This window comes from Limosilactobacillus pontis DSM 8475, assembly GCF_001435345.1.
Lineage (GTDB): Bacteria > Bacillota > Bacilli > Lactobacillales > Lactobacillaceae > Limosilactobacillus > Limosilactobacillus pontis.
Window position 1 is genome coordinate 14703 of the sequence record NZ_AZGO01000037.1, and the last position, 15050, is coordinate 29752.

General features: G+C 54.8%; 13 protein-coding genes. 5 read left to right on the top strand and 8 right to left on the bottom strand.

The features are described 5' to 3' along the window. Positions 1-52: 52 nt before the first annotated feature. The 6 genes from FD34_RS02260 to acpS form a co-directional block, all read right to left on the bottom strand. A complete protein-coding gene (locus tag FD34_RS02260; protein ID WP_057806399.1) occupies positions 53-2140 on the bottom strand; it encodes a collagen-binding domain-containing protein in 2088 nt (695 codons plus the stop codon). A gap of 284 nt (positions 2141-2424) precedes the next feature. Further along, complete coding sequence (gene codA / locus FD34_RS02265; RefSeq protein ID WP_057806401.1) at positions 2425-3663, bottom strand: cytosine deaminase; 1239 nt, start codon at positions 3661-3663, stop codon at positions 2425-2427. 2 nt (positions 3664-3665) lie between these two features. Then, positions 3666-5030 carry a cytosine permease gene (locus FD34_RS02270; protein ID WP_057806403.1) on the bottom strand — a complete coding sequence of 455 codons (1365 nt, stop codon included), beginning with the start codon at positions 5028-5030 and terminating at the stop codon, positions 3666-3668. A 182-nt stretch (positions 5031-5212) separates the two neighbouring features. After that, positions 5213-5572, bottom strand: coding sequence for a type II toxin-antitoxin system PemK/MazF family toxin (locus tag FD34_RS02275; RefSeq protein WP_057806405.1), 360 nt, complete (start codon positions 5570-5572; stop codon positions 5213-5215). Positions 5573-5577: 5 nt separating this feature from the next. Then, complete coding sequence (alr, locus tag FD34_RS02280) at positions 5578-6699, bottom strand: alanine racemase (RefSeq protein WP_057806407.1); 1122 nt, start codon at positions 6697-6699, stop codon at positions 5578-5580. Continuing rightward, the gene (gene acpS, locus FD34_RS02285) at positions 6692-7060 is read right to left on the bottom strand and encodes a holo-ACP synthase (protein ID WP_057806409.1); all 369 of its coding nucleotides are present in this window, start codon (positions 7058-7060) and stop codon (positions 6692-6694) included. The genes alr and acpS overlap by 8 nt, the downstream gene beginning before the upstream one ends. Before the next feature lie 271 nt (positions 7061-7331). On the opposite strand from acpS, the gene FD34_RS02290 reads away from it, so the two are divergent. From FD34_RS02290 to dltD, 5 genes are read left to right on the top strand one after another with little or no spacing between them, the layout of a single operon-like run. Beyond that, positions 7332-7472: a teichoic acid D-Ala incorporation-associated protein DltX gene (locus tag FD34_RS02290; RefSeq protein WP_057806411.1), complete on the top strand. Its 141-nt coding sequence runs from the start codon at positions 7332-7334 to the stop codon at positions 7470-7472. A 14-nt stretch (positions 7473-7486) separates the two neighbouring features. Then, positions 7487-9019: a D-alanine--poly(phosphoribitol) ligase subunit DltA gene (dltA, locus tag FD34_RS02295; RefSeq protein ID WP_057806414.1), complete on the top strand. Its 1533-nt coding sequence runs from the start codon at positions 7487-7489 to the stop codon at positions 9017-9019. Next, a complete protein-coding gene (gene dltB, locus FD34_RS02300; RefSeq protein WP_057806416.1) occupies positions 9019-10239 on the top strand; it encodes a D-alanyl-lipoteichoic acid biosynthesis protein DltB in 1221 nt (406 codons plus the stop codon). Before dltA ends, dltB begins: the two co-directional genes overlap by 1 nt. A gap of 28 nt (positions 10240-10267) precedes the next feature. Beyond that, a complete protein-coding gene (gene dltC / locus FD34_RS02305; protein ID WP_057806418.1) occupies positions 10268-10507 on the top strand; it encodes a D-alanine--poly(phosphoribitol) ligase subunit DltC in 240 nt (79 codons plus the stop codon). Continuing rightward, on the top strand, positions 10500-11792 hold the full coding sequence (dltD, locus tag FD34_RS02310) for a D-alanyl-lipoteichoic acid biosynthesis protein DltD (protein WP_057806420.1): 1293 nt from the start codon (positions 10500-10502) through the stop codon (positions 11790-11792). Before dltC ends, dltD begins: the two co-directional genes overlap by 8 nt. A gap of 55 nt (positions 11793-11847) precedes the next feature. Here the strand turns inward: dltD and cshA are convergent, their stop codons facing one another. Then, entirely contained in the window at positions 11848-13332 is a 1485-nt protein-coding gene (cshA, locus tag FD34_RS02315) for a degradosome RNA helicase CshA (RefSeq protein WP_057806422.1), read from the bottom strand. Between the two features lie 62 nt (positions 13333-13394). Further along, positions 13395-14783, bottom strand: coding sequence for a UDP-N-acetylmuramoyl-tripeptide--D-alanyl-D-alanine ligase (locus tag FD34_RS02320; protein WP_057806424.1), 1389 nt, complete (start codon positions 14781-14783; stop codon positions 13395-13397). Positions 14784-15050: the final 267 nt, after the last annotated feature.

Genomic DNA, 15050 nt, shown 5'->3' on the forward strand with positions numbered 1-15050 from the left:
AAAGCATGTTGCAACTCAGTTCTGGGTTACAGCATGCTTTTCTTTTACCTATTTACTTTTTCTTCTTGGGCTTGACCAGTCCCCAGATCATCAGTTGAGCGGTGATGGCCAGTGCGATCCCCAAGATGATGCCGTGGTTGTCAGACCCCGTCTGCGGAAGGCTCTCACCTGCGTCGTCAGCCTGGTTCGTAGCTACTGCAGCTGCCGAGACAGCCTTCAGTGTCGGACCTGGTTGGTCACTAGCTGGGCTTGTGGCCGTTGGCTGGTGGACAGCTGGCGTTGGAACGGCAACCATCGGCGAAACTGGCTTCTTCACTGGTGCCGGTTGTGGGTCCGGTTGTGGTGTTGGGGCATCGTCACCCTTTGGCTCCTCATCTGGCTTTGGATCCTTGTTACCACCAGGGTTGGTCGTCCCCGCCTCTTCCATGTCAACCGTTGGTGGCACAACGATGATTGGGTCACTCGGTTGTGGATCCGTCGGTTGCTCTGTTGGCTGCGGCGGAGTGGTTGGTTGCTCCGTTGGGCTTGTCGGGCTCGTCGGGCTCGTTGGACTTGTCGGTTGTGGTGTCTCCGTTGGATCTGGAATCACGATGAAGCTCGGTGGCTCTACCGGGTGGATGTCCCACTTGTGACTCTCCCCACCCCGGATATCAACGATGTTGGCGATGATGTTCCCATCAACGTTCACCCCAGCCGTCACGTGAGCATTCGGTGCCAGCAGGCTCCCCATGAAGTGCCCACTTCCGATGTTAATATGAGCGGCACTTTCACCGAAGTTCCACAAAACGTGGTTCGGGTGATCGTGGCTTTCGCCTGGGTTGACGTGGTTGCCCTTCTCATCATCGTAGTACAGTTTAACCTGCGTGGAGATTGAAACCTCACCATCCGCTGGCATCCTGATCACATTGATCACTACGGTTGGTCCGTGAACCTTACTCGACAGCCCGAAGATCTTGATCGGTTGTGGGTGCGTAAGGTACTCAAACGGGATGTTTACGTAAATAACATTGTCCTTCGGTACCGCGTTAGACACGTCCACAAAGCGGTTATTCTGGTCATCGAAGTTCTTGATTACACCGGCCGACTCTTCCTGGCTAGCGTAGAAGTTCGACGCCTTCAGTAGCCGCGAGAAAACCGTTGGGAAGTCGATGTAGTTACTACCAGCGGCGTCTTTAAAAACTTCTTCTGGCTTCAGGTTAACCATGTGGTGGCCGTTGACGTGGACCTGACCGTTGACGATCTCAACGTTGACATCCTGGCCGAACACCACGTGGTTGAACAGCTCGTTTCTGAAGGAGCCGCTCTGCAGGCCCGTATTAAGTTGCTGGATGTAGTAGATGTCACCCTGCGTCAGGTGTACAGAGTCACCACGGGTACCGAAGTCCACGTTGCTGTTGAGAATACCTACAGCGATGTTTCCGTTCACGTCGGCACTCAGTTGGGCCTCATTAGCGAAAATGTGGAAGAGGGACGCCAGCATTAAGGCACTCTTGGCATCGAGGTGGTTAACGTCGATCTGGTACTTGTCCTTTAGGATCTGGTCGAAGTGGATCTTGTCCACCGTTTGCACCTTACCCTGCTGGTTGTCGACGTTGTTATTGTCACTGTCGATTACCTGATCTGCCGCATCTGGTGTCACCACCGGAGTGCTACTGTCTACACTTGGCGTAGTGCTCGCGTTGACACTGCTGTCCACACTTGGCGCTACACTGACAGCCGGCTGGGCCGCTACGGCGGAGTCTACTGGTTGAACACTCGGTGTTGCAGCGCTGACCGCTGACTGAACCGGCTGCTGGCTGGCTACTGCCTGGCTAGTCGCTTGACTATTAACTACTGGGGATGCACTAGTCGCCTGGCTAGCGGCCGTACTCGCTGGCTGGTCGGCACTGGTCGGGGTCGCTTCACTCGTTACCGCACCGCTTAGCACCACCGACGCACTGTCGGTCGTATTCTGAGCGCTGGCCGGGGTGGTGCTCATCACCGCCGTGCTCGCAACGGCTTCCGTCGTTGGTGCCTGGTCATCAGCGGCTGCCCGGTTGCCACCACCGATAAAGAACAGCCCCAACAGTACGGATACGACCCCGATACTCAGCTTGCGGAGCCCAAATCGCTGCTTACGTGGCTGTTGCTTTTCAATCATTAATCTTACGTTCTTTTTTGATAGCATTTCATTTATCCTCTTGTGATCAAAAATAGAAAAGTAGTATTCGTCGTTACTTTTATCTATCAGCATCGGTCACAGGGGGTAAACACCTATTTTGAAAGCTTTTAAATAAAATACTTCTTTGCTCAATTAATACATTATCATGTTTTTGTCTCTTTGTAATACATTTTCAGGATATTATATTAAAATTTAAACATCGCAAGATTTCCTTAAAAAAATGCCGTGAGCCCAGTCAGCTCATGGCGTTTCGTCGTTTTAGATTACTTCAGATTAATCTTGGTTTCAGCCGGTTTAGTCGCCGCCAGGATCTTCCCGTGGCGAATGTTGTAGAGAACCTCAACATGCTTGTTAAGGGCGTTATAGAAGTCAGCGGCGTTCAGAAGGATGCAATTGGCCGGCTTGCCAACCTCAATACCGTACTGATCGCTGATGTGCATCGTCTTGGCCCCGTTGTAGGTGACGTAGTTGAAGGCGTCCTGGAGCTGGTGGTAGCCCATCAGATGAGCAATGTAGACCCCCATCGTGACCACGTCGAGCATATTACCGTTACCCAATGGGTTCCACGGATCCTGGACATCATCCTCACCAAAGGAAACGTTGATCCCAGCATTGGTGAGCTCCTTGATCCGGGTAACCCCCCGCCGCTTCGGGTAGGTGTCGAACCTCCCGCCCAGGTGAACATTGACCAGCGGGTTGGAGACGAAATTGATGTCACTCATCTTCAGCAGGCGAAAGAGCTTGTAAGTGTAGGCGTTGTTGTAGGAACCCATCGCCGTCGTGTGGCTGGCGGTTACCCGATCCTTCATTCCCCGCTCGTAGGCCTCGGTGGCCAGAACTTCCAGGTTCCGGGAGGCCGGGTCGTCGATCTCGTCACAGTGAACATCCACCAGCCGGTCGTACTTGTCAGCCAGGGCCATCAGGAAGTGAACCGACTGCCAACCGTACTCGGTGGTGAATTCGAAATGCGGAATTCCGCCGACAACATCCAGTCCCTCCTTGACGGCCTGCTCCATCAGCTCACGGCCGTGCGGGTAGCTCAAAATCCCCTCCTGAGGGAAGGCGACCAGCTGAAGGTCGATCTGGTCCTTGAGTTCTTCACGCAGCTCCAGCAGGGCTTGGGCAGCGATCAGGTGGGAATCGGTGACGTCAACGTGGCTCCGGACGTGCTGGATCCCGTGACCAACCATGTTTTTGATCGTCTTACGTGCCCGCTTCTTGACGTCCTCCTTGGTCAGGTCCTGCTTACGTTCACTCCAGATCCGGATCCCGTCAAAGAGGGTTCCGCTCTCGTTCCATTCCGGCTGGCCGGCCGTCAGGGTTGCATCCAGGTGGACGTGTGAATCCACGAACGGTGGCAGGAGGACGTTCCCCTGGCCATCAATCACCTGCTCGTTGTCAACCGCGGTCAGTTCCGGTGCAATTTCCTTAAACTTACCATTGACGATCCGGACGTCAGACGTTTCCTCATGATTATCAACGTGAACATTCTTGATCAGCATAGCTATGCTTCCTTTCGATCCGCAAACAGCATCAATACGTAGTACAACAGGCCGCTCATTGCCATATCAACAAAGGTCGCCCCGACCGTGTCGGCAAACAGCGGCTGCTGGTGGAAGCCAACAAAGAAGGCTACTCCTAAGATAAATGTTATCATTGCTGCCCAATTAATGCCACCGTGGTACCAGTATTTACCGTTGACCTTGCCTAGCTCACTGATGTCGTAATGACGGTGGGCCCGGATGTAAAAGTCGGTGCAGATAATCGCAATCGTTGGCCCCAGGACCATCCCGACGTAATCGAGGAAGGACTCGAAGGTAGTCAAAAAGCTGCCGACAAACATCGGGATGAAGGTGACAATGGTGGCTAAGAGCACCACGATCCACAGGGAGTATTTCAGTCGCAGCTTAGTAAAGATGTTGGACAGGGCCGATCCAGCAGCCATCAGGTTAACCGCGTTGGCTGTCATTGAGGTCAAAATGATGACCAACAGGGCTACGACCCCGAGGCCCAGCTTGCTGGCAATCGTCGACGGGTCGGAGTTATTGGCGTCGTAAACCCCGGTCGAGATGGCAATACTGATCGTGGAGATCAAGCCGATGAAGGCAAACCAGACCACCCCAAACAGGGCCCCGAAGAAGGGGGTGTAGATGGCGTTGTCGCGTTTGGCAGTGAAGCGGGTAAAATCGGCCCCGGCCGTGACCCAGGCCAGGTTGAAGGCAGCAACGTAGTCAATTGCGGCCCCAGTCGCCATCTTGGCATGAACCGGTACCCGCCAGTGGACGATCTGGCCCAGGGAGACAGTCCGGAAGACGGCGATCGATTCCCAAACCACAAAAACCAGCACCAGGATGATTCCCAGCCGCTCGATCAACTGAACGGAACGGGAGCCGCTAGAGACACTGATGATGTGGAGGACACTCATGATCAGGATGCCGACGACCAACCCCAGGTAGCCACCGTGCTTGCCCCAGACCGGCCAGCCAAGCAGGTCGTGGAAGAGGATGCTGACCGACTGAGCGGCGATGAAGGTGTTGGCCGCGGTCCAGCCGATAAACTGGGTGATATTAACCAAGGACGGCAGGTAGCTCCCCCGCTCACCGAAGGAGGCCCGGCTGATTGTCATCGTTGAGACCCCGGTCTTGTAGCCGATATAGCCGATCAGACTCAGAAAAACGTACGAGAGGGCCGAGGATAATACCAGGACCTTCATGGCCAGGGCGAAACCACACGCGGCGAGGACCCCACCAACGAACCAGGTCCCGTTGTTGGCGTTGGCTCCGACCCAGGTCGCAAACATGTCCCACCGGGTGGTCTTCCGACTCTTCATCGGAATACTGAAAATATGCGTGTGCTGCTGTTCTTCCAACTTCTTCTCCTCCTTGAACTGAAAGCAAAAAGCCTCAGGGTCCTCTTCGTCCCCTAAGACTTCACAAAAGTACACGCACTGTGCGCGGTTCTATTTGGTTCGAACGTCTTTTGTAGTCTCACGGGGCTACATTAAAGGACTCATATCAATTTGCCTTATTCTACAAACTTTGCCCGGGCTTGTCAATCCCCGTCCAGGGATTTTAGCCCGACGCTGCGGGCCAGGGCACGGTCAACCGCCGCCTGCTCATTTGTATCTAACTTGGTCAGCCGATCCTGGAGGCGGGACTTGTCGATCGTCCGCAGCTGCTCTAGCAAGACCAGGGAGTCATGGGGCAGGGTCGAGTGTTCCAAGCGCACATGGGTTGGCAGGATTGCCTTTTGCATCCGGGCAGTGATCGGGGCCACGATCACGGTCGGGCTGTAGCGGTTGCCCCGGTTGTTTTGGATAATGACTACTGGCCGGACCCCACCCTGCTCGGAGCCGATTACCGGTGACAGGTCAGCATAGTAGACCTCGCCGCGTCTCACCTGCTTGGTCATTGTCACTAGTTCTTATAGACCCGGTGGACCCGGTTGCCGATCCCGGTCAGGATCTCGTAGTTGATTGTCCCCACCTGCTTGGCCAGGTCGGTTGGGGTCAGCGTCAGTTGGCCGGACTTGCCCATCAGGATGACCGGGGTGTCGACCGGGTAGTACTTCGGCAGGCGAATCATCATCTGGTCCATGCAGACTCGCCCGGCAATCGGACAAAACTGACCGTCGACCATTACCTTGAAGCCAGTCAGAGAACGCGGGTAGCCATCCGCATAGCCAACGGGCAGAGTGGCCAGCCACTCGTCCTCCTTAGCGGTGTAGGTTGCCCCATAGCTGACGGACTCACCGGCCTTGAGCTTCTTGACAAAGGAAATCGTCGTCTGGAAGGTGCCAACTGGCTGGAGGCCAAGGTTCTCCTTGATGTCGTAGCCGGACGGGTTATGCCCGTACATCGAAATCCCCATCCGGACCGTGTTGGCCATGATGCATTCCCGGTGCCACATCCCCGTGGCTGAGTTGGCCATGTGGACGTATGGCGGCAAGGTGTCCAGGCTATCGACGAAACGTTGCCAACGAGCAACCTGCTTCTCGAAGTAGCTGGCATCAGTGCTGTCGGCTGTCGCAAAGTGGGTGAACATCCCTTCAAATTCAAACTCCGGTTCCGCCAGAAGGTTCACCGCCCGCTTGAATTCGGCGATGTCGGTAAAGCCAATCCGCCCCATCCCGGTATCGATACCGAGGTGGACCTTCAACGGCTTTGTCCAGTGGTTGGCCTGGGCCAGGTGGTGGTACTCCTCAAGCCAGTCCAGGGACCCCACCGTCAGTGACACCCCAGCCGCCGCGGCCACGTTGGCGTATTCGACCGGGGTGATCCCCAGGACCAGGCTTAAGGCGTCGATCCCGTTGTCGCGCAGTTCTAGGGCCTCATCGAGGATCGCCACACAGGTACCAGCAGCACCGGCGTTCAGGGCCGCCTGGGCCACCGGTACCAGCCCGTGCCCATAGGCGTTGGCCTTCACCACCGCCAGAATCCGGCTCCCAGCCGGCAGGACCGCCCGCTGAGCCTGGATATTGTGCCGCAGGGCGCCCAGGTCTACCTGATATGTTGTTTTTCGTAAACGACCACTAATCATTTTTCTGCTCACTTTCTAAAATTACTTCTGTCATCACCAGGGTTGCGGTGTGGCTGACCGAGACGTGGACCCGTCCAGCAAACGGTGACCCGGTCACAACCGGGGCCCCCTGCTGATTGTCGATAACCTCGACATCCTGAAAACCAACCGCCGGGCCAATTCCGGTCCCCATCGCCTTGGCAAAGGATTCCTTTAGTGACCACCGTCCCGCCAAGTACTCCAGGGCCCGCTGACCACTGAAGCTCGCGTACTGTTCGCGTTCGGCCGGGGTCAAAATCCGGTCTACGAACTGGGGGTGGCGCTGGGCGAGCTCATTGACCCGGCCCAGCGGTGTTAGGTCAATGCCAAGTCCCACAATCATGCCGTTTCCCCTCCTTATAACGTCCAAATTACTATCATAATCAATATTACAATGACTTTCAATTAATAATTTTATCCACACTAATTTGTCAATTACTTATTAAATTCTATTTTATTGAAAGATAAAATGATTATAATAGAAAAGTTGGAATTATACCTGATGGAATCCTGAAGTTTTGGTAAAAATTTAAGGAATTATGGTCCCCACCAGGATATAATGATAAGCTATCATCAGTGCTTCTAGCACATCACGAAAGGAGAGAACATAGAACATGGCAAAATTTAATCAAGAACACCCCACCCTAAGCTTCACGCTGAAGACGGTGTTTTACTTTGTTGTGATTCTCCTTTTAGTCTATCTATACGGATATTATGGTGCTGGGCAAGAACCATTTATCTATAATGAATTCTAATAATGGAGGAAACTATGACCAAAAATATTGTGACATCGTTCGATGAGTGCGCGCAACACAACGCCGCACGCATCGCCTATGATGAGATGGGGACAGCCACCACATACGGTGCGCTATCCACTAATACCAATACCCTGGCCGCATGGTTGGATGAGCAAGGCCTTGCCAAGCAGACGCCGATCTTAGTCTTTGGTGATCACCAGGTTGAGATGATCGTCAGCTTCCTGGCCGCCCTGAAAACCGGCCATCCTTACATCCCTGTCTCAGCCGACTCCGCCATGCCTCGGATCCAGTCGATCCTCGACACAGCCCAACCAGGAATGATCATCGCTGTTGACGACTTTCCCAGCGACAAAGTGACCACCGACGCCACTGTCGTCAGCCGGGACCAGCTGGACACCATCCTTAAGGCGCAACGGGACTTCACCCCGGCTGCCAATCAGATGGTTAGTGGCGACGAGCTCGCCTACATCCTGTTCACGTCCGGGACAACCGGTTCGCCGAAGGGGGTCGAAGTCAGCCATGACAACCTGCGGACCTTTATCGACTGGATGCTCGGACCCGACCTCAAGCTGCCGGCCAACGTCAACTATCTCGGCCAGCCCCCATACTCGTTTGACCTATCAAACATGTACTGGTGGCCAGCCCTGTTAAGTGGCAGTACGATCAAGGCCATCCCACATGACGTGGTTGAAAACTTTGGAAAGCTCTTTACGGCCCTGCCGCACCTCGATCTCAACGTCTTTGTCAGCACGCCGTCCTTTGCCGACATGCTGATGCTCAGTCCGGCATTTAGCGAAAAACAGATGCCGGGATTGAAGTTCTTCCTGTTCTGCGGTGAGGAGCTGACCATCAAGACCGCGAAGAACCTGCAGCAGCGTTTCCCACACGCCAAGATCTTTAACACCTACGGCCCAACTGAGGCCACAGTGGCCATCTCGGGTGTCGAAATCACCCCCGAGATCGTTGCCAACACCGACCGACTCCCGGTCGGCTACGCCAAGCCCGGCGTCACCCTCTCCATTTGGAAAGATGACCAGCAGATTACCAAACCGGGCCAGGAAGGTGAGATCATCATCAGTGGCGATAGCGTCGCTCAGGGTTACATGAACAACCCGGAGAAGACGGCCAAGGCCTTCTTCACCCTCAACGGACAGAAGGCCTACCGGACCGGTGATGCTGGGGTTCTCGACGCGGAAGGTCTCCTTCACCATAAGGGCCGGATGGACTTTCAGATCAAGCTGCACGGCTTCCGGGTCGAGCTCGATGAAGTTCGGGCCAGTCTGGAGAAGAGTCCGCTAATCAAGCAGGCGGTCGCCGTTCCAAAGTACAATAAGGACGGCAAGGTTACCCACCTGATTGCCGACGTCATCCCCAATGAACAACCCGATAATCCAGCGGCCCTGACCAAGGCCATCCGTGAGAGCCTGGACGGGTTGATCATGCCATACATGATGCCAACCCAGTTCATCTATAAGGAAAGCTTCCCAATGTCGGCAAATGGTAAGATTGCCGTCAAGCAACTGATCAGTGAGGCTAACAAGTAATGATTAATTGGATTGCGAGCCTACCTAACTTCAGTGCCTATGGGACCCCGATGTACTTCTGCTACCTGATCCTAGCCATCTTACCCCTGGGAATTGGCCTGTACTTCGGTAAACGATTTAGCTGGTATGAGGCACTGATCAGCTTCATCTTCATCTTTTTAATGTTTGATGGGGACAGTTGGCAGCAGGGGATCTCCCTGATTGCCTACGTGATCTGGGAAACCTGCCTGGTGATGTACTACCACCACTACCGCCAAAGCGCCAATTCGGCCGGGATCTTCTACCTGTTTACGGCCCTTTCAATTATCCCGCTGGTGATTGTCAAACTGACCCCAGCGATGGTCGGTCACAACTCCCTGCTTGGTTTTCTGGGAATCAGTTACCTGACCTTCCGGGCAGCCGGCACCATCATCGAGACCCGTGACGGCATGGTCAAGGATATCTCAGCATGGAAATTTATCCGTTTCATGCTGTTCATGCCGACCCTGACGTCCGGGCCAATTGATCGCTACCGGCGCTTTTCCAAGGACTACCAAAAGGTCCCCAGCCGGGATGCTTACCTGGCCCTGGTCAACAAGGGGATCTTCTACCTTTTTCTCGGTTTCTTATACAAGTTCGTTATCGGCTACTTCTTCGGGCAGTATTTCTTGCCCCACTTTGAGAAGACGGCCTTACTCCAACCCCACATGATCTCATGGAGCATGGTCGGTGTCATGTACACATACGGTCTGTACCTCTTCTTTGACTTTGCCGGCTACTCCCTGTTTGCCGTTGCAATCTCCTACTTCATGGGTGTCAAGTCACCAATGAACTTCAACCAGCCGTTTAAGTCCAAAAACATCAAGGAATTCTGGAATCGCTGGCACATCAGTCTGTCCTTCTGGTTCCGGGACTACATCTTCATGCGGTTCGTCTTCCTGGCCACCAAGAAACGCTGGTTCAAGAACCGCAACGCACTGTCATCGACGGCCTACATGTTGAACATGACCCTGATGGGCTTCTGGCATGGGATCACCTGGTATTATATTCTATACGGGATTGTCCATGGACTCGCCCTCGTCACCAACGACTGGTGGCTGCGGTACAAGCGCAAGCACCTACCGAACCTGCCCCACAATAAGCTGACGACCGGCGTGGCCATCTTCATCACCTTTAACTTCGTAATGGTCACATTTTTGATTTTCAGCGGTTTCTTAAACACCTACCTGTTGAGCAAATAGCTGAGTAAAAATTTAGGAGGATTTTATCATGCAAGAACAAATTATTAACATTTTAGCTGACGCAACTGGCCGCGACGCATCTGACTTCAGTGACGCAAGCCAAGACCTCTTCACCTCTGGTCTGTTGGACTCCATGGCCACGGTTTCCCTGCTGCTCGGGCTCCAAGACGCCTTTGACATCCAGGTACCGGTTTCCGAATTCGACCGGAGCCAATGGAACACCATCGAAAAGATTGAACAACGGGTAAAGGAGTTACAAAATGCATAACGGCAAGCGGCTGTGGTCGATCTTCGGCCCGGTAATTCTTGCTTTTGTCCTGATCCTGGTCCTCTTCTCCCTACCAATTAAGAAGAGTTACCCTCTGCAGACGGAGAAGCAGGCCGCGGTTTCCCTGAGCCCGGTTATCTTTAAGAACCAATCGCTCAAGAAGCAGGCGCTCAACGATAAACGGGCCAACTTCGTCCCCTTCTTCGGGTCCAGTGAGCTACGCCGGATGGATTGCTATCACCCGTCCGTCATGGCCGCCCGTTACCATAACTACACACCGTTTCTCTTTGGGTCTCGGGGGACCCAATCCCTGCCCCAGTTCTTCAACATCAACTCGATGGAGAATCAGATGACCGACCAGAAGGCAGTCTACATTATCTCCCCGCAGTGGTTTACCAAACAGGGTGTTCAGACTCCGGCCTTCAAGTACTACAACGGTTCCTATGCGAATCTAACCTGGCTGCAACATGCCAACCCACGTTCGCCATACGACCGTTACGTTGCCAAGCGCCTGATCGCCTTGATCGGTGACGACGGGACGGTCGGTGCCGGGGCTCGCAAGATTGCGACCGGCAAGTCCCTGAGTTCCTGGGATCGCCTGATTATCAACAGCCGGGTTAACCTGCTTGCTCACGAGGACGCGATCTTCTCCGAGTTCCAGATTAACCAGAACTACGAGAAGCACATCCTGCCGAACATCAACCGCCTGCCGAAGAAGTACGACTACGACCACCTGTACAGCCAGGCCGAACGGGTTGGTAAGCGCGACTCCAACAACAACGAGTTCAGCATCCGTAATGGCTTCTACAACAAGCGGGTCAAGCCGGACCTGAACAGACTGGCCGGGTCGCAGCGCAAGTTCAACTATACGGCCTCACCAGAATACAGTGACCTCCAGGTGGTGCTCAACCAGTTCAAGAACACCAATTCCAACGTGCTCTTCGTCATCCCACCGGTCAACGCCAAGTGGGAGAAGTACACTGGCCTGGACATGGATATGTACTACCGTTCCGTGGAGAAGATCAAGTTCCAGCTGCGCGAACAGGGCTTCACCCACATTCTGGACCTCTCCCACGACGGCAGCAAGCCAGCCTTCATGGAAGACACCATCCACATCGGTTGGGCCGGCTGGGTCAAATTTGACCGGGCCACTAACCAGTTCATCTCGACTAAGCAGCCCCAACCGGACTACCGGATGAACGATGAGTTCCTGACCAAGCGCTGGGCCAACCTGAACCCAACGGCACACAACCTGCAAGAATTCAAGAATCAAGAATTACGCTAAAACAAAATGCGCACCAGAGGAAATTTTCCTCATGGTGCGCATTTTTGATTGCCTGCTAGTCTTCCTTACGGTGACGAATACTGAAGGAATGACTGTTGCCATGGTGGTCGTTGTTCCGGTGGGACCGGTAATTACTCCGCCGGCCGTGGTTGTCGCGGTGACGACGGTAGTGGCCGTTCCCCCGGCCATTGCCCCGCTGGTGATTGTGACGGTTACGCCGTGACAGGGGCCGCGCTGGCGTGATCTTGACCGGCACGTCACTGGCGGCCTCCTTGGTCATGTTATTGAGTAGGGCCGCAACCAGGTCGGTGGCGTCGTGGGTCTCCAGGAGCTTGGCTGCCGCATCCTTGTAACGGTCGGTAGTGTCCTGGGCAACCAGTTCGTCAATGTCGTTGAAGGCGCTGGCAACCTGACCGCGGAAGGCCTCCTCAGCCGTCGGTGGCTTCAGCGGTAGCATCCGGACCCGGGTCAGCTTCTCGATCTCGTGGAGGTAGTCCATCTCGTTCGGGGTTACAAAGGTCAATGACATCCCATGGTGGCCGGCCCGGCCCGTCCGACCGATCCGGTGAACGTAACTGTCGGGGTCAGACGGAATGTCGTAGTTGTAAACGTGGGTCACGCCAGAGATGTCCAATCCCCGGGCCGCCACGTCGGTTGCTACCAGGATATCAAGCTGGCCGTTCTTGAACTGACGCATGATCTTGGTCCGCTGATCCTGACTCAGGTCACCGTGGATACCGGCCGCGTTATAGCCCCGGGCAACCAAACCCCGGGAGAGCTCGTCGACCCGACGCTTGGTCCGACCGAAGACGATCGTCAGCTCCGGATCCTGGACGTCAATTAACCGCGTCATGATGTCAAATTTCTCGTAATCACGGGCCCGGACATAGTACTGATCGACCAGGTCGGTGGTCAGTTCCTTGGCCTTGATTCGAACCATCTTGGGGTCGGTCATAAACTGGACCCCAATCTTCTTGATCTCCGGTGGCATCGTGGCCGAGAAGAGCAGGGTCTGGCGGTCCTTCGGTGTCTGATTGATAATTGCCTCGATATCGTCGAGAAAGCCCATGTTGAGCATCTCGTCGGCCTCGTCCAGCACCAGGGTCTGGATGTTGTCCAGCTTGACGGTATGCCGGTTCAGGTGGTCGCGCAGCCGCCCTGGCGTTCCGACCAGGATTTGCGGGTGCTGCTTCAGGCTCTTGATCTGACGCCGAATGTCAGCCCCACCGTAGACGACCTGGACCCGGACATGTTTGTCCTTACCAAGCCGGTAGAGCTCCTCCTGGGTCTGGATGGCCAACTCCCGGGTCGGTGAAATCACGAGGGCCTGGATATCCGGATCCTTGGTGTTGACGTGTTCGATGATCGGCAGGCTAAACGCCGCCGTCTTCCCGGTCCCAGTCTGGGCCTGGCCAATCACGTCTTGACCATCCAGTACCATTGGAATCGTCTGTTCCTGAATCGGAGTGGCTTCTTCGTAACCGCTCCGCTTGATTGCCCTCAATAGGCTCTGCGATAAGCCCAATTCGCTAAATTTCAAAAATTTTCCTCCTCAGAAATACGGGCAAGAGGCTACAACCAATGTCACAGCCCCGCGCACCATTAATCATTTTGCTTTTTTTCAATTGCGTCTAGTACCTTTTCAAGGTGAATACCGTGACTCGCCTTCAGCAGGACAATGTCGTCACCGGTCAGGGTGGCCTGGAGGTCGGCAGTCAGCTGCTCCAGCTGCCCGGCCTGGTAGTAGTGGATGGCATCACTCGGGTAGCCATCACGCTGTAACTGGTCTTTTAAGGCCTGCATCTGTTCCCCCACTAGGTAGACTGCCTGGATCTCCTGCGGGTCGATCTCACTCGCCAGACTGGCATGCAGGCGGGCGGACGCGTCACCGAGCTCCAGCATGTCACCCAGGACGGCGATCCGCCGCCCCGCAGCTGGCATCGCCGCAACCGTCTTGAGAACCTGCTTGGCCGCCGTCGGGTTGGAGTTGTAGACGTCGCTTAAGATCTGCTCACCGTTCGTACCAAGCAGCCACTCCGCCCGGTTCTCGGTTAGCTCAACGTTAGCTAGGGCCTGTTTGATGTGGTCCGGCGTGATGTGGAGCAAGCGACCGACTGCCATGGCGGCCAGGGCGTTGTTGACGTTGTACTCCCCGACCATTGGAATCGTGAACTGCTTGTCCGGCCATTCATTGACCGTGAAGGTAAGGGAGCGTGGATGATCCTCAACGCTGGTAGCATAGAGGTCATCATCCAGGTGACGGCCAAAGCGAACCAGACGCTGATCAACCTGGGCGGCCCGTTCGTTTAACAGGGGCTCATCACCATTGTAGACCAGGGTACCATCTTCCTTAAGGCCGTGGGTGATCTCCATCTTAGCATCGGCGATCCGGTCCCGGGTCCCAAAGAACTCGATGTGGGCCTCACCGATCATCGTGATCACCGCGATATCGGGGGACGCTAACTTGCTCAGAAAATCCAGCTGACCAAAACGGTCCATCCCCATCTCAACGACCACCGCCTCGGTGTTGGCCTCCATGTTGAGCAGGGTCACCGGGACCCCGATCTCGTTATTGAAGTTAGCATAGGTCTTGGTAACGTTCAGCTGGGTGCTCAGAATCGAAGCAATCATGTCCTTAGTGGTCGTCTTCCCGTTGCTCCCAGTAACGGCAACCACCATCGGGTTGATCTTGTGCAGGTAGTACTTGCTTAGCTGCTGGAGGGCCTTCAACGGGTCATCCACTACCAACAGAGGGTGTTCGTGGTCCACGAGCTCGTGATCACTGGCCCACAGGGAGGCCGCCGCCCCATTGGTAAAGGCACTGGCCACGAAACGGTGACCATCCTGGGCCCCCTGCAGCGGGATGAAGAGCGCCCCAGGTTCAAGGTGGCGGCTGTCAAAGGACACGCTGGTCAACTCAACGTCTTGCCATTGGTCAATATTATTTTGCGCATCGATTGCCTTGGCAATCTCCGCTAACTTCATTTTCATGAAAAAGCTACCTCTTCTTTTGATACTTTCGTCTAGCTTATTAATTATAGCACCCTCGCCAGATAAAGGCGACCAAAGCACGCAAAAACGAGGCTGGAAAATAAGCTTCTCGGCGCCCTGTACGGCTAGCCTAGAGCGGAGGTTGACGCTGGAGGCGTCAGCCTCCGTTCGTAGTCAAATAGACTTGCTACGCTGCGTTAGACGCTAAGGTCGCGCTTACGACGCGAAGCTAGCCTATTAGGTTTCCCGTAACTGCATTGTAATATT